Source organism: Stappia sp. P2PMeth1, assembly GCF_900185735.1.
In the GTDB taxonomy this organism is placed as follows: Bacteria; Pseudomonadota; Alphaproteobacteria; order Rhizobiales; family Stappiaceae; genus Stappia.
This window is the reverse complement of record NZ_FYAW01000014.1, coordinates 58,606-83,036: the sequence shown is the minus strand read 5'-3', so window position 1 is coordinate 83,036 and position 24,431 is coordinate 58,606. Positions and strand designations below refer to the sequence as shown.

24 protein-coding genes are annotated in these 24,431 nt (G+C 68.4%); 9 read left to right on the top strand and 15 right to left on the bottom strand.

Translation table 11 applies throughout. The features are described 5' to 3' along the window. The 4 genes from cysW to P2PM1_RS07260 form a co-directional block, all read right to left on the bottom strand. A complete protein-coding gene (gene cysW, locus P2PM1_RS07275) occupies positions 1-933 on the bottom strand; it encodes a sulfate ABC transporter permease subunit CysW (RefSeq protein ID WP_371636484.1) in 933 nt (310 codons plus the stop codon). After that, a complete protein-coding gene (gene cysT / locus P2PM1_RS07270) occupies positions 926-1,765 on the bottom strand; it encodes a sulfate ABC transporter permease subunit CysT (protein ID WP_186387422.1) in 840 nt (279 codons plus the stop codon). Before cysT ends, cysW begins: the two co-directional genes overlap by 8 nt. 73 nt (positions 1,766-1,838) lie before the next feature. Further along, entirely contained in the window at positions 1,839-2,852 is a 1,014-nt protein-coding gene (locus tag P2PM1_RS07265) for a sulfate ABC transporter substrate-binding protein (protein ID WP_186387423.1), read from the bottom strand. Between the two features lie 152 nt (positions 2,853-3,004). Continuing rightward, positions 3,005-3,487 (bottom strand): Rrf2 family transcriptional regulator, encoded by a 483-nt coding sequence (locus P2PM1_RS07260; protein WP_186387500.1) that lies wholly within the window; start codon positions 3,485-3,487, stop codon positions 3,005-3,007. Positions 3,488-3,973: 486 nt separating this feature from the next. On the opposite strand from P2PM1_RS07260, the gene P2PM1_RS07255 reads away from it, so the two are divergent. The 8 genes from P2PM1_RS07255 to P2PM1_RS07220 all read left to right on the top strand — a co-directional run bounded on the left by P2PM1_RS07255 (position 3,974) and on the right by P2PM1_RS07220 (position 11,457). Beyond that, positions 3,974-4,540, top strand: a complete 567-nt coding sequence (locus P2PM1_RS07255) for a GNAT family N-acetyltransferase (RefSeq protein WP_186387501.1) — start codon at positions 3,974-3,976, stop codon at positions 4,538-4,540. A gap of 91 nt (positions 4,541-4,631) precedes the next feature. After that, positions 4,632-5,339, top strand: a complete 708-nt coding sequence (locus P2PM1_RS07250; protein WP_186396130.1) for a GntR family transcriptional regulator — start codon at positions 4,632-4,634, stop codon at positions 5,337-5,339. A gap of 202 nt (positions 5,340-5,541) precedes the next feature. Next, positions 5,542-6,819 (top strand): ABC transporter substrate-binding protein, encoded by a 1,278-nt coding sequence (locus P2PM1_RS07245; RefSeq protein WP_186387425.1) that lies wholly within the window; start codon positions 5,542-5,544, stop codon positions 6,817-6,819. A 70-nt stretch (positions 6,820-6,889) separates the two neighbouring features. After that, complete coding sequence (locus P2PM1_RS07240) at positions 6,890-8,140, top strand: ABC transporter ATP-binding protein (RefSeq protein ID WP_186387426.1); 1,251 nt, start codon at positions 6,890-6,892, stop codon at positions 8,138-8,140. Further along, positions 8,140-9,039, top strand: a complete 900-nt coding sequence (locus P2PM1_RS07235) for a carbohydrate ABC transporter permease (protein ID WP_186387427.1) — start codon at positions 8,140-8,142, stop codon at positions 9,037-9,039. Before P2PM1_RS07240 ends, P2PM1_RS07235 begins: the two co-directional genes overlap by 1 nt. A gap of 141 nt (positions 9,040-9,180) precedes the next feature. After that, positions 9,181-9,945 (top strand): carbohydrate ABC transporter permease, encoded by a 765-nt coding sequence (locus P2PM1_RS07230; RefSeq protein WP_244293048.1) that lies wholly within the window; start codon positions 9,181-9,183, stop codon positions 9,943-9,945. After that, entirely contained in the window at positions 9,942-10,628 is a 687-nt protein-coding gene (locus P2PM1_RS07225) for an HAD family phosphatase (protein WP_186387429.1), read from the top strand. Before P2PM1_RS07230 ends, P2PM1_RS07225 begins: the two co-directional genes overlap by 4 nt. Before the next feature lie 10 nt (positions 10,629-10,638). Next, complete coding sequence (locus tag P2PM1_RS07220) at positions 10,639-11,457, top strand: metallophosphoesterase (protein ID WP_186398653.1); 819 nt, start codon at positions 10,639-10,641, stop codon at positions 11,455-11,457. A 43-nt stretch (positions 11,458-11,500) separates the two neighbouring features. On the opposite strand, the gene P2PM1_RS07215 is transcribed toward P2PM1_RS07220, so the two are convergent. The 11 genes from P2PM1_RS07215 to P2PM1_RS07165 all read right to left on the bottom strand — a co-directional run bounded on the left by P2PM1_RS07215 (position 11,501) and on the right by P2PM1_RS07165 (position 23,343). Further along, positions 11,501-12,571: a D-alanine--D-alanine ligase family protein gene (locus tag P2PM1_RS07215; RefSeq protein WP_186398652.1), complete on the bottom strand. Its 1,071-nt coding sequence runs from the start codon at positions 12,569-12,571 to the stop codon at positions 11,501-11,503. Positions 12,572-12,746: 175 nt separating this feature from the next. Beyond that, the gene (locus tag P2PM1_RS07210) at positions 12,747-13,457 is read right to left on the bottom strand and encodes an HAD-IA family hydrolase (RefSeq protein ID WP_244301438.1); all 711 of its coding nucleotides are present in this window, start codon (positions 13,455-13,457) and stop codon (positions 12,747-12,749) included. Next, positions 13,454-14,158, bottom strand: a complete 705-nt coding sequence (gene rpe, locus P2PM1_RS07205) for a ribulose-phosphate 3-epimerase (protein WP_186398651.1) — start codon at positions 14,156-14,158, stop codon at positions 13,454-13,456. The genes P2PM1_RS07210 and rpe overlap by 4 nt, the downstream gene beginning before the upstream one ends. Then, entirely contained in the window at positions 14,155-15,093 is a 939-nt protein-coding gene (cbbX, locus tag P2PM1_RS07200) for a CbbX protein (RefSeq protein WP_186398650.1), read from the bottom strand. Before cbbX ends, rpe begins: the two co-directional genes overlap by 4 nt. An 85-nt stretch (positions 15,094-15,178) precedes the next feature. Continuing rightward, positions 15,179-15,568 (bottom strand): ribulose bisphosphate carboxylase small subunit, encoded by a 390-nt coding sequence (locus P2PM1_RS07195; protein WP_186398649.1) that lies wholly within the window; start codon positions 15,566-15,568, stop codon positions 15,179-15,181. 11 nt (positions 15,569-15,579) lie between these two features. Then, entirely contained in the window at positions 15,580-17,046 is a 1,467-nt protein-coding gene (locus P2PM1_RS07190) for a form I ribulose bisphosphate carboxylase large subunit (protein WP_186387503.1), read from the bottom strand. Positions 17,047-17,057: 11 nt separating this feature from the next. Continuing rightward, positions 17,058-18,137: a class II fructose-bisphosphate aldolase gene (gene fba / locus P2PM1_RS07185; protein ID WP_186387435.1), complete on the bottom strand. Its 1,080-nt coding sequence runs from the start codon at positions 18,135-18,137 to the stop codon at positions 17,058-17,060. A 12-nt stretch (positions 18,138-18,149) separates the two neighbouring features. Then, positions 18,150-19,343, bottom strand: a complete 1,194-nt coding sequence (pgk, locus tag P2PM1_RS07180) for a phosphoglycerate kinase (protein WP_244301437.1) — start codon at positions 19,341-19,343, stop codon at positions 18,150-18,152. 87 nt (positions 19,344-19,430) lie between these two features. Beyond that, entirely contained in the window at positions 19,431-21,410 is a 1,980-nt protein-coding gene (gene tkt / locus P2PM1_RS07175; protein WP_186398647.1) for a transketolase, read from the bottom strand. Positions 21,411-21,453: 43 nt separating this feature from the next. Beyond that, positions 21,454-22,326: a phosphoribulokinase gene (locus P2PM1_RS07170; RefSeq protein ID WP_186398646.1), complete on the bottom strand. Its 873-nt coding sequence runs from the start codon at positions 22,324-22,326 to the stop codon at positions 21,454-21,456. Positions 22,327-22,332: 6 nt separating this feature from the next. Beyond that, complete coding sequence (locus P2PM1_RS07165; RefSeq protein ID WP_186387439.1) at positions 22,333-23,343, bottom strand: class 1 fructose-bisphosphatase; 1,011 nt, start codon at positions 23,341-23,343, stop codon at positions 22,333-22,335. A 98-nt stretch (positions 23,344-23,441) separates the two neighbouring features. Here P2PM1_RS07165 and cbbR point away from each other — a divergent pair, with 98 nt between their 5' ends. Next, a complete protein-coding gene (gene cbbR / locus P2PM1_RS07160; RefSeq protein WP_186387440.1) occupies positions 23,442-24,389 on the top strand; it encodes a LysR family regulator CbbR in 948 nt (315 codons plus the stop codon). Positions 24,390-24,431 lie beyond the last annotated feature (42 nt).

Sequence of the window (24,431 nt, the reverse complement as noted above, 5' to 3'; positions counted from 1 at the left end):
TCAATGCCCTCTGCCGGTGGCGGCGATCTGGTCGGCGTAGCGCCATTCCAGCCATGACTTGACGATGAGCGTGACCAGCGCCAGCCCGGCGAGCAGCGAGGCCAGCGAAAAGGCGGCGACCGAGGCATACTCGTTGTAGAACAGCTCGACCTGCAGCGGCATCGTCACGGTCTGGCCGCGCAGCTTGCCGGACAGCACTGCGACGGCGCCGAACTCTCCCATGGCGCGGGCATTGCACAGCAGCACGCCATAGAGCAGCGCCCACTTGACGTTGGGCAGGGTGACGAACAGGAAAGTCTGCCAGCCATTGGCGCCCAGCGACAGCGCCGCTTCCTCGTCGCCCGTCCCCTGATCCTCCATCAAGGGGATCAACTCGCGGGCGATGAAGGGAAAGGTGACGAGGATCGTCGCCAGCACGATGCCCGGCACCGCGAAGATGATGCGGATCCCGAAATTCTCCAGCAGAAAGCCGCCGATCAGGGAGTTGGAGCCGAGCAGCAGGATATAGACCAGGCCGGCGACGACCGGCGAGATGGAGAACGGCAGGTCGATCAGCGACACCAGCAGGGTGCGGCCGGGAAAGCGGTGTTTGGCGATGGCCCAGGCCGCCGCGATGCCGAAGATCAGGTTGCACGGCACCGCGATCGCCGCCACCAGCAGCGTCAGCCGGATCGCCGCCAGGGCTTCGGGATTGCGGAAGGTCGCGAGATAGTCGCCGAGGCCCAACCGCAGGGCCTGGGTGAAGACGGTCGCCAGCGGCACCAGCAGGAACAGCGACAGGATGGCCACGACAACGGCGATCAGCGCGTATTGCACGGCGCGCGTCTCGGTCGTCGGCGAGATGCGCGGCGACGGCGCCGCGGCGGAGCGCGTGGCGGGAAGGCGCCTGGCGGGGGGATGTTTGGCGGGGATGCGGGCGGCAGGGTCAGACACGGCCGAACCTCCGTCTGCTCCATGCCTGGATCAGGTTGATCAGCAGGAGAATGACAAACGAGGCCGTCATCATCACGGCGGCGATGGCGGCGGCGGCGGGGTAGTTGTACTCCTCGAGCCGGAACACGATCAGCAGGGGAAGGATCTCCGTCTGACGCGGCAGGTTGCCGGCGATGAAGATCACCGAGCCGTATTCCCCGACCGCCCGGGAGAAGGCCAGCGCGAACCCGGTCAGGATGGCCGGGACGAGGTTGGGAAGAAGCACCCTGACGATCGTCGTCAGCCGCGAGGCGCCGAGCGTTGCCGACGCCTCCTCGACCTCGCGATCGAAATCCTGCAGGACCGGCTGCACCGTGCGCACCACGAAAGGCAATCCGATGAAGATCAGCGCGATCAGGATGCCGAGGGGCGTATAGGCGATGCGGATGCCGAGCGGGGCGAACAGTTGGCCGATCAGGCCGGTCGGTGCGTAGATCGCCGTGAGGGAAATGCCGGCGACGGCCGTCGGCAGCGCGAACGGCAGGTCGACGATGGCATCGAGAACGCGGCGCCCGGGAAAGCTGTAGCGCGTCAGCACCCAGGCGACGAGCACCCCGATCACCACATTGACCAGCGCCGCAAGGGCGGATGTGCCGAAGCTGAGGCGCAGCGCCGCCTGGAACCTCGCCCCGGTGACGATGCGCTCGAAGGCGGCCCAGTCGAGCTGGAACGTGTGGATATAGATGCCGATCACCGGCACGATGACGATGATCGACAGGTAGAAGAGCGTGAAGCCGAACGTCAGCCCGAAGCCCGGAATGATGCTCGGCGCGCGAAAGTGTGTGACTGCCATCGGCCGCACGGTCCCTCGGGGTTGCCGGCAAGGACGGGGCGCGGATCCGCGCCCCCGCCGGTTACGGACTGTCTCAGTTGTCCTGGTAGATCTGGTCGAAGACGCCGCCGTCGCCGAAATGCTCCTGCTGGGCGACGGCCCAGCCTCCGAACACCTCGTCGATGGTGATCAGCTCGAGATCGGGGAAGCGGGCGACATCCTTGGGATCGGCGTGCTCCGGATATTGCGGACGATAGTAGTTGGCCGCGATGATGCGCTGGGCCTGCGGCGTGTAGAGATACTCCAGATAGGCCGTCGCCAGTTCGCGCGTGCCGCGCCGGTCGACATTGGCGTCGATGACGGCGACCGGCGGTTCGGCGAGGATCGACAGCGACGGCACGACGATGTCGAAGGAGCCCGGCCCCAGTTCCTCCAGCGCGAGGAAGGCCTCGTTCTCCCAGGCAAGCAGCACGTCGCCCAACCCGCGCTCCACGAAGGTGGTCGTGGCGCCCCGCGCGCCGCTGTCCAGCACCGGGACATTGGCATAGAGACGGCCGACGAAGTCGCGGGCGGCGGCATGGTCGCCGTCGGAGCGCTTAAGGGCGTAGCCATAGGCGGCGAGATAGTTCCAGCGCGCGCCGCCCGAGGTCTTGGGATTGGGGGTGATGACCTCGACGTCGTCGCGCACGAGATCGTCCCAGTCGAGGATGGTCTTCGGATTGCCGGCGCGGACCAGGAAGACGATGGTCGACAGATAGGGCGAGGAATTGAGCGGCAGTCTCGCCTGCCAGCCGGGCTCGATGAGACCGGCCTTCTCCACGGCGAGAATGTCGCCGGCCAGCGGCATGGTCAGCACATCCGCGGCAAGGCCGTCGATGACCGTGCGGGCCTGGGAGCCGGACCCGCCATGCGTGACGGTGATCTCGACCTTCTTGCCGGTCTTCTCCAGCCAATGGGCGGCGAAGGCGGCGTTGAACGCCCGATAGAGTTCGCGCGTCGGATCGTAGGATACGTTGACCAGCGTCTGCTGGGCAAAGGCGATGCCGCTGACATGGACAGCCGCCGCAAGGACCGCAGAGAACAGCAGGGAGCGTCGAGAATGGATCATATCCGCCTCCGTTTTGATAAGCTCCAAAACTCTATCGATATTATAGTGTATTGAAATGCGCTCCTTTGCCAAATGGTTCCTGCGCAAGGGAACAGATTTTCAGCGATCCGGCCCCGGTGGGCATTTGAATTCGGCGTGGCGGCCGGCGGCCGTCAGAGCGACCCGCCCGAGCGCGAAACGTTCTGAAGACCGGCGCCGTCGAGGGGCAGGTCGTCGCCCTCGGCACGGAGGCTGTCGGCAATGGTCGTGCGGTCGAGCACCTCGCGGGTGGCGATGGCCACGCGCGCGAAGACGCGCCGGATCTCGCAGCTCTGCTCGCTGCCGCAGTCCTGGCAGCGGCGATAGGCCATACGCGACAGGCAGGGCAGCGGCGCGATCGGGCCGTCGATGATCCGCAGAACCTCGCCGAAGGTGATGTGTTCGGCGGGACGCAGGAGCAGATAGCCCCCCGCCTTGCCGCGCCGGCTGGCGACGATGCCGTGATGCTTCAGGTCGAGAAGGATCTGTTCGAGGAACTTCTTGGGAATGTTCTGCTGCTCGGCAATCTCCGAGATCATCCGGGTTTCCTCGGGCGACTCGACCCTGGCCAGGGCGACCAGGGCCCTCAATGCGTATTTCGCCTTCTGGGAAATCATCGTCTCGGTCTTTTCCTTGCCCGTGCCGGGTGCCTGAACGCGGCGCTCTGCCGGTGGCTCCACCTTGGTCATGGCGACCTCGGCGGTCAATGTCGTTGCGGGATCTGCCTCGGATTCCAACTGAGCCCCCGCTTCGGCGGTCTTCGGTGCCGCTATCGAAAGATATCCCATTAACCCGACCTATGTGGTCGTGTAAATTCCCAACGCTCCTGACAGGCGTTTGGTGCGGCACCGTCCGCCTGCCTCCGCACCGCCTGCCTCCGCATCGCCGCAGCGGCCCTCCCGTCCCCCTCCCGCGGCCCTGCGCCGGCGAGATCGCCGTCCGGCGGCGACCTCGCGAAGATTTCCTATGGACGACACGGCGATCCCGCTTGCCTGGGCCCCGCTTGCCTGGCGATTGTCGAAGGCTGGGCCCGCGCCGCCGGAGTGGGTGATGCGCGGATGATGCGTGGGGCAGGACTGGGCAAGACGGGGGCAGGGCGGACGATGAACGAGACGGGGCTGAAACGGGACGACGGCACGCGCGCGCCCTTGCGCATCCGCGCGGCGGGCGAAGCGGACATGCCGGCGGTTGAGGCGATCTATGCCCATCACGTGCTGCATGGTCTGGCGACCTTCGAGGAAGTGCCGCCGACGGCGGACGAGATGAACGCGCGGCGCCAGGCGGTGATCGCCGCCGGCCTGCCCTATCTCGTCGCCGAAAGCGAGGGACGGATCCTCGGCTATTGCTATGCGACCGCCTACCGGCCGCGCCCGGCCTACCGCCACACGGTCGAGGACTCGGTCTATGTCGCCGAGGGCCATGGCGGCCGCGGCATCGGCGGCGCGCTGCTCGGTGCGTTGATCGCCCGCTGCGAGGAAGGACCCTGGCGGCAGATGCTGGCGGTGATCGGCAACAGCGGCAACGAGGGCTCGATCGGGCTGCATCGCCGCTTCGGCTTCGAGACGGTCGGCACGCTGCGTTCGGTCGGCTTCAAGCTTGGCCGCTGGGTCGACACGGTGCTGATGCAGCGGCCGCTGGGAGAGGCGGACCGGACCCTGCCGGGCGGCTGAGGCACGGGCCGGCAGCGGCGCTGTCACGCGGCTGTCGCAGGAGAGGCGGATTGTCCCCGGCTGAGCGATTTGCGGAGCTGGAGGCGCCGGGATGTCACCGACTTCTTCCGCCTGGGACCGGGTCTATGCCGACCTGAAGGCGCGGATCGAGACCGGCACCTTCGGCTCCGGCAGCCGGATCCCCTCCCAGACGGACCTTTCCCAGAGCTACGGGGTGCCGCGCCATGTGGTCCGGCGCGCGATCGAGCGGCTGAAGCAGGACGGGCTGATCGGCAGTTGGCAGGGGCGCGGCGCCTATGTGCCGGCCCGCAAGCAGGTCTACAGGATCGACAGGCGAACCCGATTCGGCACCAACATGCGGGAGAACGGCTGCGACGTGCGCATCGAGATCCTGGTGTTGCGGCAACGCGGCCGCGCCTCCGCCGAGGTGGCGAAGATGCTGGCGGTGTCGCAGCGCGAGACGGTGCTGGTCAGCGAGATCCTGCATGTCGTCGACGAGGTGCCCACCACCATCGGCCGGCATTATTTCGACCCCAAGCGCTTTCCGGACATGCTCGACCTGATGTCGGCCTCGGCCTCCTCGCCGGCCGCCTTCAAGCGGCTCGGCATCGACCACTACACCCGGTCGGAGACGACGGTGAACACCAGGCTGCCGACGCCGTCGGAAGCGGTGACGCTGGACATCGCTCCGTCGCAGCCGGTGTTCGAACTGGTCGGCTGCAATGTCGACGAGCAGGGCAGCCCGATCGAGGTGACGGAGGCCATCGTGCGCGGCGACCGCATCCGCCTGCTGATCTGAGCGGCCGGTCTCGCCAAGCCCGCCACTTGGCATGAAGCTTCGATGTCAGGCGCCGCCCCGGGCCGGTTGCGTCAACCGGCTGTCATGAACAGCCGCTTTGAGTGTCGCCGTCGCACGCACCGCCAGCCGCCAACGACCTCCCCATCCGTTGCGCCGGCCTGTCGGATGCGCCGTACCGTTTCACCCTCGACGGGAGCCCGAGATGCTCAAGCACATTGCAGTCGCCACCACGATCGCCCTGGCCATGGCCGGGGCCGCGGAAGCGAAGGTGACGATCACCTGCCTCACCACCGCCGGTCACCTGACCCGCCAGCACGAACCGCTGATGCAGCGCTTCAACGAGATGCAGAACGACATCGAAGTGGTCTACGCCGCGCCGGCCAAGGACTATTCCGACGTGCATCTGCGCCTGTTCCGCGGCTCCGCCACCAACACGCTGCCCGATTGCGCCTTCGAGGCGTTCAACCAGCTTCCCTCGCTCGCCCGGGCGCTCGACGCGCGCGGTCAGATCGCCGATCTCGGTGCGCTGATGGCCGGCGAGGCCGAAGGCTGGAAAGAGGCCAACTACACCGACAAGATGCTCGATCTCGGCCGCGTCGACGGCAAGCAGTACGGCATGCCGTTCAACGCCTCGGTCATCCAGTGGTACTACAATGCCGATCTGGTCCGTCAGGCCGGCGGCGATCCCGATGCCTTCCCCACCACCTGGGAAGGGGTGATCGAACTGGCCGGCAAGATCTCGGCCCTCGGCCCGGACATCGACGGCATGGCCTACTCCGTCGAGCAGTGGAGCGACGACTGGCCGTTCCAGGTGCTGATCCTGCAGCAGGGCGGCCGCATGCTCAACGAGGCCGGCGACACGGTCATGTTCAACCAGAACGACCATCACATCAACGCCATGAAGCTGGCGCGCAGCCTGGTCGAGGCCGGCGTCTACAATCCGGACGTCAACCAGGGCGACCAGTTGCGGCAGTTCACGGTGGGCAAGATGGGCATCTACGCCTCCTCGCCGGCCGGTGCCCGCACCACCGAGGAGCGGGTCGGCGGCGCGTTCGACCTGCGCAGCGCCGTCTTCACCCTGACCAACGAGGCGGAAGGGCTGCTGCCGTCCGGCGGCAACGCCGCCATCATCACCACGCAGGACCCGGAGAAGATCGCGGCGGCGTGGGAATACATCAAGTTCATCACCGGCCCGGAAGGCCAGGAGTTCGCCGCCAAGATCACCGGCTACCTGCCGACCAACCTCGGCGCGCTGGCTCCCGAGCGGCTGGGCGCCTATTACGAGGCCAATCCCTACTACGCGACGCCGTCCAACCAGTACCACCGCGCGGGCCCCTGGGCCGGCTATCCCGGCACCCAGTCCGAGAAGATCTGGCGTGACCAGAAGTCGGTGATCCGCGCCGTGATGCTGGGCGAGAAGACCCCGGAGGAGGGCGCCGCCGAACTGGTGTCGATCGCCGAGACCCTGATGAAGCGCTGACCGCGCCGCCCCTGGCGCAGGCGGCCCCCCGCCGCCTGCGCCATTCCGCCGTCGGTTCCAGGAGATCATCATGGCCAAGCTGAGCTTGAACGGGATTTGCAAGTCATTCGGGAAGACCGCCATCCTGAAGGACATTTCGCTCGACATCGAGGACGGCGAGTTCGTCTCGCTGGTCGGCCAGTCCGGTTGCGGCAAGTCGACCCTCTTGCGCGTCATCGCCGGGCTGGAGACGCCGGACAGCGGCGAGATCCGGATCGACGGCGCCCGCGTCAACGATGCGGCGCCCAAGCACCGCAACATCGCCATGGTGTTCCAGGACTACGCGCTCTACCCGCATATGAGCGTCGCCGAGAACATGGGCATGCCGCTGATCATGGCGCGCCTGCCGCTGCACGCACGCCTGCCGCTGCTGCGGCACCTGGCGCCCGCCCATGCGCGGGAGCGGCCCGGCATCCAGCGGGACGTTGCCGAAGTGGCGCGCAAGCTGCGCATCGAACACCTGCTCGACCGCCGGCCGGCCCAGCTTTCCGGCGGCCAGCGCCAGCGCGTGGCGCTGGGCCGGGCGCTGGTGCGCGATCCGAAGATCTTCCTGATGGACGAGCCGCTGTCGAACCTCGACGCCAAGCTGCGCGTCCAGGTGCGGCGCGAGATTTCGGAACTGCATGCCAGCTCCGGCCTGACCTTCGTCTATGTCACCCATGACCAGGTCGAGGCGATGACCATGTCGAGCCGCGTCGCGCTGATGCAGGGCGGCTCGATCCTGCAGATGGGCGCGCCGAACACGCTCTACGGCAACCCCGACACGGTGGATGTCGCCCGCTTCATCGGCAGCCCGGAAATCAACATCCTGCCCGGCACGCTGGAGGACGGCGTCGTCCGCTGCGGCGAGATCGTGCTGCCGATCGCCCCGGCCGCCGGCGGCGGTCTGCGCTCCGGCCCGGTGCAGGTCGGCGTGCGGCCCGAGCATATGGTGCTGGAGACGGTGCCGGAACTTGCCTATCCGGCGCGCGCCGGACGCGGCCTGTCCCTGACCTTCCGCAAGCAGACGATCGAGGATCTCGGCGGCGAGGTGCTGGTGCATGGGCGCCTCGACGGACATCCCGAGCACGACGTGCGCATCCGGGCGCAGAAGAGCGAGGCCTATGGCTGCGGCGGCAGCCTGTCGGAGGCGCGGGACTGGGAAGTGCGCGTCAACCCGGCCCACATCCTGCTGTTCGACGCCGGCGGCATGCGCCTGCGCGCCGAACCGGTGCTTGCGGACGACCATGCCGAGCCGGCCGCCCTGCAGGGCGGGCTGCGCAAGAAGCTGGATCTGGTGTGATGGCCACCGCAACGACCGCAAGTCCGCTTCAGCGCGCCCAGGCGCGGCTGGCCTATTGGCTGGTGGCCCCGGCGACGCTGCTGATCCTGCTGATCTACATCGTACCGATCGCCATGGTGATCGCGGCCAGCCTGACCGACTACACCTTGGTCAGCGACTATTTCGAGTTCGTCGGCCTCGACAATTACCGGCGGATGGCGACCGACGACCAGTTCGGCAATGCGCTGCACAACACCTTTGTCTTCGCGGTGATGTTCCTGCCGGCAGCCTTCGTCGTCAGCCTGGTGCTGGCGATCGCCATCCAGGAGCGCAAGCAGTTCCGCTCGATCCTGGAAGTGCTCTACTTCCTGCCGGTGACCTCGACCCTTGCCGCCATGGCGCTGGTCTGGGCGGCGCTGCTCGACAGCCGGCAGGGGGTGATCAACGGGGTCATCGCCGCGCTCGGCCTGCCGCCGCTGAACTTCCTCGGCAGCCAGGACCTGGTGCTGTTCTCGCTGGCGCTGATCTCGCTGTGGAGCACCATCGGCTTCAACATGGTGCTGTTCCTGGCGGGCCTGACGGCGATCCCGAAGAACCTCTACGAAGCCGCCGCGATCGATGGGGCCGACCACCCGCTCGACCGGTTCTTCAAGGTCACCTGGCCGATGCTCGGGCCGACGGCGATGTTCGTCGCCATCACCACCTCCATCACCGCCTTCAAGCTCTTCGACGTGGTCGCCATCGTCACCCGCGGCGGACCGGACAAGGCGAGCGAGGTCTATCTCTACCTCGCCTTCCTGGAAGGGTTCGAATATTTCAACATGGGCTATTCCGCCGCCCTGTCGCTGGTGTTCCTGCTTCTCATCCTCGTCTTCGCGATCATCCAGGCCGTCGTCGTCGACCGCCGGGTCCACTACTGAGGTATGCGCGTGACCCCCTTTCTCCAAGACGGGCCTTCCCGACCGCAACGCCTCGACCTGCCGGCGCTGTGGCGGGCGGTTCGCCCCCGCTCCCTTGGCGCCGTGATCGTCACCGCCCTGCTGTTGCTGGGTGCGTGGATCATGGTCTTCCCCTTCATCTGGATGGTGTCGTCCAGCCTGAAGCCGACCAGCGAGGTCTTCGCCCCGGTCTTCACGATCATCCCCAAGACCTTCGCCGGCCTCGGCAACTACTACAGCGTCCTGTTCGACCAGCCCTATCCGCGGTTCCTGCTGAACAGCCTGATCGTCTGCGTCGGCATCCTGGTGGTGCAACTTGTGACCGCGATCCCGGCGGCCTATGCCCTGGCGAAGCTGAAGTTCCGCGGCAGCACCATCCTGTTCGGCACGGTGGTCGCCTCGCTGACCATTCCCATCAACGTCACCTCGATCCCGATCTATATCGGCATCGTCAAGGTCGGGCTTCTCGACACCCATGTGGCGATGATGTTTCCCTTCTTCATCTCCGTCTTCGCCATCTTCCTGTTCCGCCAGTTCTTCCGCACCTTTCCCGACAGCATCATCCAGGCGGCGCGGATCGACGGGTTCAGCGAGATGGAGATCGTCCTGCGCCTGATCCTGCCGAGCGCCGTGCCGGCCATCGCCGCCTTCTCGGTGTTCTCCTTCGTGGCGCACTGGAACGATCTCTACTGGCCGCTGATCGTGGTGCAGAGCCAGGACAAGATGACCGCCACCTTGTCGATGATGCAGTACCAGCAGGAGTTCTACACCGACTACGGCAAGACCTTCGCCTCGGCCACCGTGGTCACCGCGCCGATGGTTATCGCCTTCCTGCTGGCGCGGCGCCACTTCATCCGCGGCATCACCATGACGGGCGTCAAGGGATGAGCGCCGCGCCGATCGCCGCCGTCGTCTTCGACATGGACGGCCTGCTGCTCGACACCGAGCGGCTGTCCCGCGCGGCCTATGTCGAGACCTGCCGGAGCTTCCGGCTGGACGTCGACGAGGAGCTGTTCCTGAGCCTGGTCGGCCTCAACCACGCCGCCGGATCGGCGCGGCTGGCCGAGGGCCTTGCCGGGATCGCCGATGCCGGCCTGTTCGACCGGCACTGGCAGCAGGCCTTCGCCGATCTGCTGAGCGCCGGCATTCCGGTCAAGCCCGGCGCCGACGATCTGCTGGAGGGCCTGGCCGGCGCCGGGATCCCCTTCGCCATCGCCACTTCGACGCGCACCGAGACGGCGCTGCGGCATCTGGCGGCGGCCGGCATCGGCCGGCATTTCGACATCGTCGTCGGCGGCGACCAAGTGCCTCGCGGCAAGCCCGCCCCCGACATCTATCTCGAAGCCGCCGCGCGTCTCGGCGCCCGGCCGGAGCGCTGCGCCGCCTTCGAGGATTCCGAAAACGGCGTGCGCGCCGCCATGGCGGCCGGCATGACCACCGTGCAGATCCCCGACCTGAAACACCCCACCCCCGACTTCCTGCGGCTGGGCCACCTCGTCGCACCGGACCTGATCGCCGGCGCGATGCTGATCTCCCTGCCGCTTGCCGGCCCGCTCGCGGCCCTTAGATAGAGGCAATTCCATGTTGAAATTCATCGTGCTCGCCGACATTCACATCGTTCCGGCGGGGCGCCTGTCGAACGGGCTGGAGACCACCAGCCGCCTGAACGCCGCCATCGACTTCGTCAACGAGACCCATGCCGACGCGGATTTCGTCGTCTTCGCCGGCGACCTTGCCGATCGCGGCGAGCCCGAGGCCTATGCCCGTTTCGAGGCGGCGGTCGAACGGCTGACGCTGCCGCGCTACCTGACGCTCGGCAACCACGACCACCGGCCGACCTTCCTGCAGCATTTCGGCGCCGATCATGCCAGCGAGACCGGCAATGTCGACCATGTCATCGACATCAAGGGCCACCGCGTCATCGTCCTGGATTCGTCCGACCCGGCGGCCGGCGGCAGCGGCCTGCTCGAACGCACGCAGCTCGACTGGCTGCAGGCCCGCCTCGACGAGGCCGGCGACCGGCCGGTGATCATCGTCCTGCATCACAACATCACCAGGTTCCATACCCAGAACGACTTCATCATCCTGCGGGACTGCGCCGAGTTCGCCGGGATCGTCGCCTCGCATCCGGACATCCGCCAGGTGATTTCCGGCCACGTTCACATGACGGTGGCCGGCACCTACAAGGGCGTCCCGTTCTGCACCCTGGCCGGCTGCCACTATTCGATCGAGCCGACGCTGGAAAGCCGGTCCGGCCCGCTGCCGGCCCCGGTCGCCCGGCGCGAGGGACCGGGCGAACTCGCCGTGGTGCTGAGCGACGCGGATGCGACGGTCGTTCACATGGAGAAGTTCCTCGACCGGCATGTGGTGATGCCGCAGGAGCATTTCGTGCGGGCCTGAGCAAGGCGCTGCCTGCAAACGCGCGGCCGGTGGGGCGCGGACCCTACCGGCCGGCGCGGGCCAGCCCCTGCGCCACCAGCCGGTCGATCAGCTCCGGATAGGTTATGCCGCTTGCGGCCATCACCTTGGAATACATGCTGATATCGGTGAAGCCGGGAATGGTGTTGAGCTCGTTGACGAGGATCCGCATGTCGGCGGTGACGAAGAAGTCGGCACGGGCCATGCCGTCGCAGCCGAGCGCGCGGAAGGCGCGCGCCGCCATCTCGCGCATCTCGGTCTCGACGGCGGCGGGAAGCTCCGCCGGCACCTTCAGGGCCGCGCCGTCCTCGTCGATATATTTGGCATCGTAGCTGTAGAAGCCGTGGCTCTGCGCCGGCACGATCTCGCCCGGCCGCGAGACGAACAACGTGCCGTCGGGCTGTTCCAGCACGGCGCATTCGATCTCGCGCCCGGCGATGAATTCCTCGGCGAGCAGCGTGCGGTCGTGGCGGAAGCCTTCGGCCAGCGCAGCGTCGTAATCGGCCTCGGTCGCGACCTTGCTGACGCCGACGGACGAGCCTTGGCGCGCCGGCTTGACGAAGACGGGAAGGCCGAGGGCCTCCACGACCTCCGCGAAGGCGGGAACGGCGCCAGGCTGGAGGGTGAGCGCGCGGGCGGCCGGCAGCCCGGCCTCGCGGAACAGCCGCTTGGCGATGTCCTTGTCGAGCGCGGTCGCCGAGCCGAGAATGCCGCAGCCGACCAGCGGCACGCCGGCGACCTCCGCAAACCCCTGCACCGAACCGTCCTCGCCGTGCAGCCCGTGCAGCACCGGGAACAGAATGTCGATGCGCGGGAGGTCGAAGGCGGTGCCATCCTCGGGCAGGGCCAGCATCCGCCCGCGCCCGCCGGGAACGAGGCTCGCCTGGGTGCCCCGCTCGGGCCGCGCCAGGGCGCCATTCTCGAAGCGGCTCAGCAGCCACAGCCCCTCGCGCGTGACGAAGATCGGCACCGGATCGTATCTTGCCGCGTCGAGCGCGCCCATGACGTTGGTGGCCGACAGGATCGACACGTCATGTTCCGCCGACCGTCCGCCGAAGAGCACGGCAATGCGCAGCTTGTCCGAAGAAGATCCCAATTGCGGCTCCAGGCGTTGAGGTGAGCGGGGCGCTAATCGCGCGGGCGGCGAGGGTGTCGGCCGATCGGGTCAATTGCAAGGCGGCAACGCGCCCCGGTTGCGATCCCGCTGCATCGGACGTTGCGGCGGGAATGTCAATGCCGCGCCCGAACGCGCCCGGTCGTGCCCGCCCGGCTCAGAAGCTGGCGGCGATGTGCCGCCAGGCGCCGGCGAGGCTCGGGGTGAGCCACCAGGCGCCGGCGAAGTCGCCGCCGCTCATGTAGAGGCTCGGGCAGGCGACGACCTTGAGGCCGGCGGCGCGCGCGGAGGCAAGGCCGACCGCGCTGTCCTCGAAGGCAAGGGCCGCTTCGCTGGCAATGCCGAGCCGCGCCAGCGCCAGCAGGTAGACATCGGGCGCAGGCTTCTTGGCGCCGACCTCGTCGCCGGCGGCGATCACGTCGAAGACCTCGCCCGCCGGCCGCTGCCACAGGGCCCGGCACAGGGCCTCGACATTGTCCGGGCTGGTGGTGGTGGCGACGGCGAGCCGGAGGCCGTGGCCGCGTGCCTCGGCGACCAGCGAGAGGACGCCGGGCCGGGCGCGCAGCGCGCCCTCCGCGACCATCCGGCCGTAGCGACGGGTCTTGTCGGCGTGAAGGCCGGCGATGTCGGTCTCGCGCGGCAGGGCGAAGGCGTGGCGGTCGCGATAGGCGCGGATGCGCTCCTTGCCGCCGGTGACGGCGAGGAGCGCGCCATAGGTCGCCCTGTCCCAGTGCCAGCCGAGCCCATGGGCGGCGAAGACGGCGTTGAAGGCGGCCCGGTGCAGCTCTTCGGTCTCCGCCAGCGTGCCGTCGACATCGAAGATCAGCGCCGCTGGACCCGGCCGGCCCCCACCCATGCCATCGCTCATCCTGCCGCCTCGGCAAGGGCTGCCGTCGCGGCGTCGCGGATGGCGCGGATATTGGCGCCATAGACCTCGGGCCGCTCGACCGAACCGCCCTTGAAGACGGCGGAGCCGGCGACCAGCACATCCGCGCCGGCGGCGGCGACGAGGGGAGCCGTCTGCCGGGTAACGCCGCCGTCGACCTCGATATGGATCGGGCGGTCGCCGATCAGGCGGCGCAGGCTGCGCACCTTCTCCACCTGGGAGTGGAGGAACTCCTGTCCGCCGAAGCCCGGATTGACCGTCATCACGCAGACGAGGTCGACCATGTCGAGCAGCGGCGCGGCCGCCTCCGCCGGCGTGCCGGGATTGAGCGCGAGCCCGGCCCGCACCCCATGGCCGCGGATCGCCTGCAGCGTCCGGTGGATATGGGGGCCGGCCTCGACATGGGCGGTGAGGATGTCGGCGCCGGCCTCGGCGAAGTCGGCCAGATAAGCATCGACCGGGGCGATCATCAGATGCACGTCGAGGGTGCCGCCGACATGCTGGCGCAGGGCCCGCACCGTGGCGGGGCCGAAGGTGATGTTGGGCACGAAATGCCCGTCCATCACGTCGACATGGACCCAGTCGCAGCCCTGCGCTTCGATGGCGCGGCACTCGGCGCCGAAATTGGCGAAGTCGGCGGAGAGGATCGACGGCGCGATCCTGATGCGGCGGTCGAAGCTCATGGTTGCGCTCCCTCGCCGGCCTGGCCCACTGGCGCGATGTCGAGGCCGCCCCGGAACACCCGGCTGGCGCGGATGTCGCTCTCCTCGATCAGGCTGAGCGTCTGCGCGTCGAGCGGCCCGTCGGCGCCGTCGAACAGCCGGTTGGCCTGGCGCAGCCGCGCCCGGTCGAAGGCGTTGCGGATGGAGCGGGCATTGGCGAAATGCGGCTGGGTCCGGCGCAGGCGGATATAGTCGGCGAGCGCCGCGTCCGCCGCCTCCGACAGCCGGTAATTCTGCTCGGCCATCATGTGCCGGGCGATGCGCTGCAGTTCCTCGTCGGTATAGTCGGGAAAGTCGATGTGGTGGGCGATGCGCGAGCGGAAGCCGGGATTGGAGCCGAAGAACCGGTCCATGCGGTCGGCATAGCCGGCGAGGATCACCACCAGGTCGTCGCGGTTGTTCTCCATCACCTGAAGCAGGATCTCGATCGCCTCCTGGCCGTAGTCGCGCTCGTTGTCGGGCCGGTAGAGGTAATAGGCCTCGTCGATGAACAGCACGCCGCCCATGGCCCGCTTCAGCACCTCGCGGGTCTTCGGCGCGGTATGGCCGATATACTGACCGACCAGATCGTCGCGGGTGACGCTGACGAGATGCCCCTTGCGGACATAGCCGAGCCGCTTCAGCAGGCCGGCCATCTTCAGCGCGACGGTGGTCTTGCCGGTGCCCGGATTGCCGGTGAAGGACATGTGCAGGGTCGGCGTCTCGTGGCTGAGCCCGAGCGAGCGGCGCGCCCGCTCGACCAGGAGGAGAGCGGCCGTCTCGCGAATGCGCTGCTTCACCGGCCGCAGGCCGATCATGTCGCGGTCGAGCTCGTCGAGCAGCTCCTTCACGCCGGAACTTTCGAACTCCCCGCGCAGGTCGACCGTCGCGGGCGGCGGGGCGGTGTCGGCATCCATCGGACAATTCCTCCTGGCTGAACCTTTTTGAAACGGGGCAGGGGGCGGCGGTGGGCCGTCCCCTGCCGGTCTTGCGCTTGGGAGGTCAGCGGATCACGTCATGGGTGTAGCGGATCGCGCGGCTGTCGGCCTCGGTCCGGCGCATGACGAAGGTCGGTTCCTCATCGGGCCGGTTGACGATGAAGCTCATGGTCACCGTCTCGAAACCGCGCGTGCTGTCGAAGGCATTGATGCGGATGTAGGTCTGCGGATGCGCCTTGCGGCACGCCTCAAGCTCCATCATCACGCCCTTGGCGTCGCGCAGGTCGAACATCGGGTTGCCCCACATGTTCCAGTAGGTGTTCCGGGGATGGGGATCGTCGGTGTATTCGAGCCCGATCGCCCAGCCGCGCGACAGGCAGTAGTCGACCTGTGCGGCGATCTGCTCGTCGGTCAGGTCGGGCAGGAAGGAAAAGCAGCCCTGGGTGATGCGCATGGTCTTGCTCCTCAGACGGCGACCGCGGGCGTCGGGACGAAGTCCGACGTGTCGGTCGAGGTGTAGTTGAAGGTGATGTTGCCCCAGGTATCGAGGGCGGCTTCCAGCGGCTTGCACCATTTCGCCGCCGCGCGCAGGATCTCGGGCCCCTCGACATCGATGTTGCGGCCCTCGTTGCGGGCGAGCACCATGGCCTCCAGCGCGACGCGGTTGGCGGTGGCGCCGGCCTGGATGCCCATCGGATGGCCGATGGTGCCGCCGCCGAACTGCAGCACCACGTCGTCGCCGAACAGCGAGAGAAGCTGGTGCATCTGGCCGGCATGGATGCCGCCCGAGGCCACCGGCATCACCTTCTTCAGATCCGCCCAGTCCTGCTCGAAGAACAGGCCGCGCGGCAGGTCGACCTCGTTACGGGTCTCGCGGCAGACATTGTAGTAGCCCTGCACCGTCATCGGGTCGCCCTCCAGCTTGCCGACGGCGGTGCCGGTGTGCAGGTGGTCGACACCGGCGAGCCGCAGCCACTTGGCGATGACGCGGAACGAGATGCCGTGGTTCTTCTGCCGCGTGTAGGTGCCGTGGCCGGCCCGGTGCATGTGCAGGATCATGTCGTTCTGCCGGCACCATTCCGAGATCGACTGGATCGCCGTCCAGCCGACGATCAGGTCGACCATGACGATGACGCTGCCGAGCTGCTTGGCGAACTCCGCCCGGCGGTACATTTCCTCCATCGTGCCGGCGGTGATGTTGAGATAGTGCCCCTTCACCTCGCCGGTCTCGGCGCTGGCCTTGTTGACCGCCTCCATCACATAGAGAAAGCGGTCGCGCCAATGCATGAAGGGCTGCGAGTTGATGTTCTCGTCGTCCTTCATGAAGTCGAGGCCGCCCTTCAGGCCCTCGTAGACGACCCGGCCGTAATTCTTGCCCGACAGCCCGAGCTTCGGCTTGGTGGTGGCGCCGAGCAGCGGCTTGCCGAACTTGTCGAGCCGCTCGCGCTCCACGACGATGCCGGTCGGCGGCCCGCGGAACGTCTTCACATAGGCGACGGGCAGCCGCATGTCCTCCAGCCGCGCCGCCTTCAGCGGCTTGAACGAGAACACGTTGCCGATGATCGAGGCCGTCAGGTTGGCGATCGAGCCTTCCTCGAACAGGATCAGGTCGTAGGCGACATAGCAGAAATACTGTCCGGGCGTGCCCGGCACCGGGTCGACCCTGTAGGCCTTGGCCCGGTACTGGTCGCAGGCCGTCAGCCGGTCGGTCCACACCACGGTCCAGGTGGCGGTGGAGCTTTCGCCGGCCACCGCCGCCGCCGCCTCGATCGGGTCGACGCCCTCCTGCGGGGTGATGCGGAACAGGGCGAGGAGGTCGGTTTCCTTCGGCTCGTAGTCGCCGTCCCAATAGCCCATCTGGGCGTATTTCAGGACGCCGGCCTTGTAGCGCTTCGAGGTGTCGGTAATCCGGGTCTTGCTGTCGTCGGCCATCATCTGCTCCTTCATGCTGCCTTGCTGGCGGAACGCCGTGGATCGAGCGCGCCGGAGGCGTAGCGCCGGGCCATGTCGTCCATGGGTACGACCTTGATGCTCGAGGCATGGCCGGCGGTGCCGAAGGCCTCGAAACGGGAACGGCACAGGTCGCGCATCGCGTCCATCGCCGGCTTGAGGAACTTGCGCGGGTCGAATTCGCGCGGGTTCGTCACCGCGACGCGGCGGAACTCGGCGGTCATCGCCATGCGGCAGTCGGTGTCGATATTGACCTTGCGCACCCCGTGGCGGATGCCGCGGACGATCTCCTCCACCGGCACGCCGAAGGTCTGGGGCATCTCGCCGCCATGGGCGTTGATGATGTCCTGGATCTCCTGCGGCACGGAGCTGGAGCCGTGCATGACGAGATGCGTGTCCGGCAGCAGCGCGTGGATCTTCTCGATCACGTCCATGGCGAGGATGTCGCCGTCGGGCTTGCGCGTGAACTTGTAGGCGCCATGCGAGGTGCCGCAGGCGATGGCGAGCGCGTCGACGCCGGTGCGGGCGACGAAATCGACCGCCTGGTCCGGGTCGGTCAGGAGCTGCGAATGGTCGAGCTTGCCCTCCGCGCCATGCCCGTCCTCCGCCTCGCTCTCGCCGGTCTCCAGGCTGCCGAGCACGCCGAGCTCGCCCTCCACGCTGGCGCCGACCGCATGCGCCATCGCCGCCACCCTGGCGGTGATGGCGAGGTTGTAGTCGTAGGACGCCGGCGTTTTGGCATCGGCCATCAGGCTGCCGTCCATCATCACCGAGGTGAAGCCGTGGCGGATCGCCGACAGGCAGGTTGCCTCGTCATTGCCGTGGTCCTGGTGCAGGCACAGGGGAATGTCGGGATAGAGCGCGGCGAGCGCCTCGACCATGCGGGCCAGCATGATGTCGCGGGCATAGCCGCGGGCGCCCCGGCTGGCCTGCAGGATCACCGGCGCGTCGACGGCCTGCGCCGCCTCCATGATCGCCAGCCCCTGCTCCATATTGTTGATGTTGAAGGCGGGCACGCCGTAGCCATGCTCTGCCGCATGGTCGAGGAGCTGCCTCAGGGTGATCAGTGCCATGTCGTCCTCCCGTCAAGCCGCCGCATCGGCGCGCAGCAAGGCCTGGACGCCCGGAAGCGGGCGCCCTTCCAGCCACTCCAGAAAGGCTCCGCCGGCGGCGGAGACATAGGTGAAGCTCTCCGCGACCCCGGCCGCGTTGAGCGCGGCGACCGTGTCGCCGCCGCCCGCCACGGTCACTGCCTGCCCGGCTTCGGTGAGGCCGGCGGCGAGGCGGGCGAGCGCCAGGGTCGCCCGGTCGAAGGGCTCGATCTCGAAGGCGCCGAGCGGGCCGTTCCACAAGATGGTGCGCGCGGTATCGAGCACCCGGCTGAAGGCGGCGAAGGCCTTGGGGCCGGCATCGAGGATCATCGCATCGGCGGGACAGGCGTCCGCCGGCACGGTCTCCGTCGGCGCATGGGCCCGGAACTCGCGCGCCACCACCAGATCCAGCGGCAGGTGGACGCGGCAGCCATGCGCCTCGGCGAGGGCGAGGATCTCCTCGACGGTGCCGGTCTGGTCGGGCTCGTGCAGCGACCGGCCCATCGGCATGCCGCCGGCGAACAGGAAGGTGTTGGCCATGCCGCCGCCGACGATCACATGGTCGAGGCGGGTGACGAGGTGTTTCAGCACCGCGATCTTGCTCGACACCTTCGCCCCGCCGACGATGGCGACAGAGGGACGCGCCGGCGCCTCGAGCGCGGCGGCGAGCGCGGCGAGCTCCTCCATCATCAGCGGCCCGGCGAAGGCCGGCAGCAGTCCGGCGATCGCCGCCGTGCTGGCATGGGCGCGGTGGGCGCAGGAAAAGGCGTCGTTGACATAAAGATCCCCGAGCGCGGCAAGACGCGCCGCCAGCACCGGATCGTTGCGCGCCTCGCCCTCCTCGAAGCGGATGTTCTCCACCAGCAGCGCCTCGCCCGGGCGCAGCCGGGCCGCGGCCTTGCCCGCCTCGTCGAGCGTCGTGAAGTCGACGGCGCATCCGAGCGCCGCCGCAAGATCGCCGGCAAGCGGAGCCAGCGACGCGCTCGCGTCGCGGCCCGTGGGCCGGCCGAGATGCGACAGCACGACCAGCGCCGCGCCACGAGCCAAGAGGGGCCGCATTCCGTCGGCGAAGCGGGTGAGGCGTGTCGCATCGCTGACCCGCCCGCCGGCCATCGGCACGTTGAGATCGGCCCGCACCACGAGCCGCCGGCCGGCCACATCGGCCTCGGTGATCGCGGCGATGGTCACGGCCGCCTCCCCGGCAGGCGCGGCCCGAAGGGCCGACATGCCGATCCGGCGCGGCCGAGCCCGGCGGTTGCAGTCCTTGCGCTCATCTCATCCCCTCCCAAGCTGCCGCGCGGCCGCGACGACGGACGGCACGGTGATGTTGAAATGCTCGTAGAGCCGGGCGGCCGGGGCCGAGGCGCCGAACCCGCTCATGCCGATAAAGGCGTCGCCCGGCCGCAGCATGGTTCCATCCCAGCTCTGGCGGAGCGCAGCCTCGATGCCGACGCGCGGCGCCTCGCCGAGCACCTCGGCGCGATAGGCGGGGTCCTGCGCGGCGAAGAGCTCGAAACAGGGGGCTGACACGACGGCGGCGGCGAGGCCCGCCGCGGCAAGCTGGTCCGCGGCGCCGACCGCGATCTCCACCTCCGAGCCGGTGGCGATCAGCGTCACGTCGCGCCGCACCGGCGCACGCAGCAGATAGGCGCCGCGCGCGCTGGCATTGACCGCCGCGCTGTCGCGCTGCAGCGGCAGCCCCTGGCGCGACAGCACCAGCAGGCTCGGCCGCCGCGTCTGGGCGAGCGCGATCTCCCAGGCCTCGGCGGTCTCCACCGCATCGCAGGGCCGCAGGACCAGAAGATCCGGAATGGCGCGAAGGCTCGCGAGATGCTCGACCGGCTGATGGGTCGGCCCGTCTTCGCCAAGGCCGATGGAGTCGTGCGTCATGACATGGATGACCGGCACGCCCATCAGCGCGGCGAGACGGATCGACGGCCGGGCATAGTCGGCAAAGGCAAGGAAGGTGCCGCCATAGGGACGCACCAAGCCGTGCAGCGCGAGACCGTTCATGGCGGCGGCCATGCCGTGCTCGCGGATGCCGTAATGGATGTAGCGGCCGGCATAGTCGCCGGGCCGGATGGCGGCCATGCCTTTCGGCCGGGTCAGGTTGGAGCCGGTCAGATCGGCCGAGCCGCCGACCGCAAAGGGCAGCGCGTCGACGACGACCTGAAGGGCCATCTCGCTGGCCTTGCGCGTCGCCACCGCCGGCCGCTCGTCGAGCAGCCGCTGCTTGTGCTCCCGCATCGCCGCCGCAAGGGCGCCGGTGTCCCGCGCAAGGGCTGCGGCGAAGGCGTCGCGGTTCGGCGAACCGGCCAGCCGGCCGCGCCAGTCGGCATGGGCATCGGCGCCCCGCGCCGCGATCCCGCCCCAGGCCGAGTAGACATGGGCGGGGATCTCGAAGGGCGCGTGCGGCCAGTCGAGCGCCTGGCGCGCCGCGGCGATCTCGTCCGGCCCGAGCGGGGCGCCGTGCACGTCGTGGCTGCCCTGCTTGTTGGGCGCGCCGTAGCCGATGACGGTCCGGCAGCAGACGAGGCTGGGGCGCGGGTCGGCGCGGGCCGCCTCGATGGCGCGCGCGATATCCTCCCGGTCGTGTCCGTCGCAGCGGACCACGTGCCAGCCGGCGGCGGCGAAGCGGGCGCCCTGGTCGGTGGAGGTGGAGAGGTCGGTGTCGCCGTCGATGGTGATGCGGTTGTCGTCCCACAGCACCACGAGCCGGCCGAGCCGCAGATGGCCGGCCATGTCGATCGCCTCGTGGCTGATCCCTTCCATCAGGCAGCCGTCGCCGGCGATCACATAGGTCCAGTGGTCGACGAGATCAGGAAAGCGGGCGGCACCCATCCGCTCGCCCAGGGCCATTCCGACGGCGGTGGCAAGCCCCTGGCCGAGCGGGCCGGTGGTGACCTCGACGCCGAGGGCATGGCCGTATTCCGGATGGCCGGCGGTGCGGCTTCCGAGCTGCCGGAAGGCGCGGATCTGGTCCATCCCCATGTCCGGATAGCCGAGCAGATGGTTGATCGCGTAGAGCAGCATCGACCCGTGCCCGGCCGACAGCACGAAGCGGTCGCGGTTCGGCCAGTCGGCGGCCGCCGGATCGAGGGTGATGAAGCGGTTGAAGAGCACCGTCGCGACATCCGCCATGCCCATCGGCATGCCGGGATGGCCGGAGCCGGCCGCCTGGACCGCGTCCATGGCAAGGGCGCGCAGGGCATTGGCCATGAGCCGTTCGTCGGCCCGCAGAAGCTGGGTCGTCATCGTCTGTCCTTTTCAAAAAAGGGCGCGGCAGCCGTCCGGCGGGTCAGGCCCGCTTGGCGTCGCGGATCAGCCGCTCGATCAGCGGCGTCAGGATCAACTGCATGGCGAGATCCATCTTGTTGCCCGGAATGACGATCGAGTTGGCCCGGCTCATCCAGGAGCCGTGGATCATCGTCGTCAGGTAGGGGAAGTCGATGCCGCGCGGATTCTTGAAGCGGATGACCACGAGGCTCTCGTCCGGCGTCGGGATCCAGCGGGCGATGAAGGGGTTCGAGGTGTCGACCACCGGCACGCGCTGGAAGTTGATGTCGGTCTGGGTGAACTGCGGGCAGATGCAGTGCACATAGGCATGCATGCGGCGCAGGATCGTGTCGGTCACCGCCTCGGTCGAGTAGCCCCGATGGGCGCGGTCGCGGTGGATCTTCTGGATCCATTCGAGGTTGATCACCGGCACGACGCCGATCTTCAGGTCGGCATGGCGGGCGATGTCGATATCCTCGGCGACGACGGCTCCGTGCAGCCCCTCGTAGAACAGCAGGTCGCTGTCGTCCTGGAACGGCGCCCAGGCGGTGAAGTTGCCCGGCGCGACGCCGGTCTTCGCGGCCTCGATCTCGTCATGGACATAGGTGCGGGTGCGCCCGCGCCCGGTCGCGCCATACTCGCGGAAGACGCTCTCCAGCTCCTTGAGCTCGTTGGCCTCGAACGAGAAGTGGGAGAAGGTGAAGTCGCCCGCCGCGACCCGGCGCTCCAGTTCCGCGCGCATGTCGGCGCGGTTGTAGCGGTGAAAGGCGTCGCCCTCGATCGACACCGCGGTGATGCCTTCCCGGCGGAAGATCTGGTCGAAGGTGGTCTTCACCGTCGAGGTGCCGGCGCCCGAGGAACCGGTGACCGAGATGATGGGATGCTTCTGGCTCATGGATGGTCAGCTCCGGAACAGGCCGCGCTTGCCGAACAGGGCGGCATCGCCCGCCTCGGCAAGGTCGTGATAGGCGGTGACGCGGGCGATCTTCTCCGCGCTGCCGAAAACGAAGGGGGTGCGGGCATGCAGGCCGGCGGCCGACTGCCGCATCAGGTCGTCGATGCCGTCGGTGGCGCTGCCGCCGGCCTGGGTGACCAGAAAGGCGATCGGCGCGCATTCGTAGAGGAAGCGCAGCCGGCCCTTCTCGTAGCCCTTGCGCCGGTCGGCCGGGTAGAGAAACACCCCGCCCCGGGTGAGGATGCGATGCGCCTCGGCCACCAGCGAGGCGACCCAGCGCATGTTGAAGCCCTGGCCGTTGCGGCTGAGGGCGCCGGTCACCATGTCGTCGATGAAGGCCCGGATCGGCGCGTCCCAGTGATGGTAGTTCGAGGCGTTGATGGCGTATTCGCTGGTCCGGGGCGGGATCGTCATCTTCGCGGCGGCCGGACGGAAGCAGCCCCGCTCCCGGTCGAGCGTGAACTTCAGCACGCCCTCGCCATGGGTGACGACCAGCAGGGTCTGCGGGCCGTAGATGATGTAGCCGGCGGCGATCTGCTCGTTTGCCGGGCGCAGGAAGCTCGCCTCGGCGCTGCCCTCGGCGGGATAGATCGAGAAGATCGTCCCGATCGAGACGTTGACGTCGATGTTCGACGAACCGTCCAGGGGGTCGATGGCGAGCGCCAGGCTGCCGCCGTCCGACATCTCCAGGATGTCCTCCTGCTCTTCCGAGGCGAGGTAGCGGATGGCGGAGCCGCGCAAGGCGTCGATGAAGGCCTCGTCGGCGATCACGTCGAGCAGCTTCTGCCGGTCGCCGCCGGCGTTCTCCTCGCCGGAATTCGAGCCGAGATCGCGGGCCGCGTCTCCGGCCGCGATGAGGCGGGACAGGGCCGCGCCGGTGCGGCAAAGACGCTCCAGCACGTCCTGCAAGGCCGCCGACACGGCGAGTGTCGGCAGGATCTGCTCCTCGGGCCGCATCGTTTCCTCCCAGATATGCTGCCTTGGTCGTGCAGTCTTGCCTTGCCGGGTCTTTCGTGAAAATTTAATAATTCTTATTTCGGAGAAGGATTTTTTGAATGTACCATCTGGACGCGGTGACGCTGAAGCAGTTGCGGGCGCTGGCTGCCGTCGATCGCCACGGCAGCATGGCGGCGGCCGGCGCCGCGCTCGGCCTGACCCCGCCGGCGGTGCACAGCCAGCTCAAGGCGCTGGAACAGGCCTTTGGCCTTGCCTTGCTGCAGCGCAGTTCAGACGCCGCCGGATCGAGCCTGACGGAAGAGGGGCGGGTGTTGCTGGAAGCCCATGTGCGGATCGATACGGCGCTGACGCAGGCGGCGCAGGAGATTCGCGCCCTGTCGGAGGGGCTGGCCGGGCGGGTGACGCTCGGGGTCGTCTCGACGGGCAAGTATTTCGCGCCGCGGCTGGTCAAGACCCTGCACACGCTGATCCCCAACATCGAGCTGGTGCTGCGCGTCGGCAACCGCGACCAGGTGATCCGCGACCTGGAGAACCGGGCGGTCGATCTCGCCATCATGGGGCGCCCGCCGCGCCAGCCGCTGGTCGAGGCGTCGGCGCTCGGCGAGCATCCGCATGGGTTGATCGCGCCGCCGGACCATCCGCTTGCCGGACGCCCGGCCCTGTCCGCCGCAGATCTCCTCGGCGAGACGCTGATCTCCCGCGAGCCGGGGTCGGGAACCCGCATCCTGATGACGCGCTATCTCGACCGGCTGGGCGACGGGCAGGTGTTCCGCCTGGTGGAGATGGGCTCCAACGAGACCATCAAGCAATCGGTGATGGCGGGGCTGGGGCTTGCGTTCCTGTCGCTGCACACCGTCACGGAGGAATTGCGCCACGGGCAACTGGTCATGCTGGCGGCGCCGCAACTGCCGATCCTGCGCCACTGGTTCCTGGTGCACCGGGCGGAATATCCGCTCCGGCCCGCAGCGAAATCCGTCGCCGAGGCCGTGCTCGGGCTGAAGGGCACCTATCTGCCGGCTGTCCACGGGCTTTCGGATGACGGCTGACGGGAGCGGCGCACGGTGCCCATTTCCACGACCGCGCCGGAG

What these genes read in the sequence shown, in the direction of transcription:
- cysT (WP_186387422.1), bottom strand. Translation starts at nt 1,765, where the DNA reads ATGGCAGTCACACACTTTCGCGCGCCGAGCATCATTCCGGGCTTCGGG.
- P2PM1_RS07265 (WP_186387423.1), bottom strand. Translation starts at nt 2,852, where the DNA reads ATGATCCATTCTCGACGCTCCCTGCTGTTCTCTGCGGTCCTTGCGGCG.
- P2PM1_RS07260 (WP_186387500.1), bottom strand. Translation starts at nt 3,487, where the DNA reads ATGATTTCCCAGAAGGCGAAATACGCATTGAGGGCCCTGGTCGCCCTG.
- P2PM1_RS07255 (WP_186387501.1), top strand. Translation starts at nt 3,974, where the DNA reads ATGAACGAGACGGGGCTGAAACGGGACGACGGCACGCGCGCGCCCTTG.
- P2PM1_RS07250 (WP_186396130.1), top strand. Translation starts at nt 4,632, where the DNA reads ATGTCACCGACTTCTTCCGCCTGGGACCGGGTCTATGCCGACCTGAAG.
- P2PM1_RS07245 (WP_186387425.1), top strand. Translation starts at nt 5,542, where the DNA reads ATGCTCAAGCACATTGCAGTCGCCACCACGATCGCCCTGGCCATGGCC.
- P2PM1_RS07240 (WP_186387426.1), top strand. Translation starts at nt 6,890, where the DNA reads ATGGCCAAGCTGAGCTTGAACGGGATTTGCAAGTCATTCGGGAAGACC.
- P2PM1_RS07235 (WP_186387427.1), top strand. Translation starts at nt 8,140, where the DNA reads ATGGCCACCGCAACGACCGCAAGTCCGCTTCAGCGCGCCCAGGCGCGG.
- P2PM1_RS07230 (WP_244293048.1), top strand. Translation starts at nt 9,181, where the DNA reads ATGGTCTTCCCCTTCATCTGGATGGTGTCGTCCAGCCTGAAGCCGACC.
- P2PM1_RS07225 (WP_186387429.1), top strand. Translation starts at nt 9,942, where the DNA reads ATGAGCGCCGCGCCGATCGCCGCCGTCGTCTTCGACATGGACGGCCTG.
- P2PM1_RS07220 (WP_186398653.1), top strand. Translation starts at nt 10,639, where the DNA reads ATGTTGAAATTCATCGTGCTCGCCGACATTCACATCGTTCCGGCGGGG.
- P2PM1_RS07210 (WP_244301438.1), bottom strand. Translation starts at nt 13,457, where the DNA reads ATGAGCGATGGCATGGGTGGGGGCCGGCCGGGTCCAGCGGCGCTGATC.
- rpe (WP_186398651.1), bottom strand. Translation starts at nt 14,158, where the DNA reads ATGAGCTTCGACCGCCGCATCAGGATCGCGCCGTCGATCCTCTCCGCC.
- cbbX (WP_186398650.1), bottom strand. Translation starts at nt 15,093, where the DNA reads ATGGATGCCGACACCGCCCCGCCGCCCGCGACGGTCGACCTGCGCGGG.
- P2PM1_RS07195 (WP_186398649.1), bottom strand. Translation starts at nt 15,568, where the DNA reads ATGCGCATCACCCAGGGCTGCTTTTCCTTCCTGCCCGACCTGACCGAC.
- P2PM1_RS07190 (WP_186387503.1), bottom strand. Translation starts at nt 17,046, where the DNA reads ATGGCCGACGACAGCAAGACCCGGATTACCGACACCTCGAAGCGCTAC.
- fba (WP_186387435.1), bottom strand. Translation starts at nt 18,137, where the DNA reads ATGGCACTGATCACCCTGAGGCAGCTCCTCGACCATGCGGCAGAGCAT.
- tkt (WP_186398647.1), bottom strand. Translation starts at nt 21,410, where the DNA reads ATGACGACCCAGCTTCTGCGGGCCGACGAACGGCTCATGGCCAATGCC.
- P2PM1_RS07170 (WP_186398646.1), bottom strand. Translation starts at nt 22,326, where the DNA reads ATGAGCCAGAAGCATCCCATCATCTCGGTCACCGGTTCCTCGGGCGCC.
- P2PM1_RS07165 (WP_186387439.1), bottom strand. Translation starts at nt 23,343, where the DNA reads ATGCGGCCCGAGGAGCAGATCCTGCCGACACTCGCCGTGTCGGCGGCC.
- cbbR (WP_186387440.1), top strand. Translation starts at nt 23,442, where the DNA reads ATGTACCATCTGGACGCGGTGACGCTGAAGCAGTTGCGGGCGCTGGCT.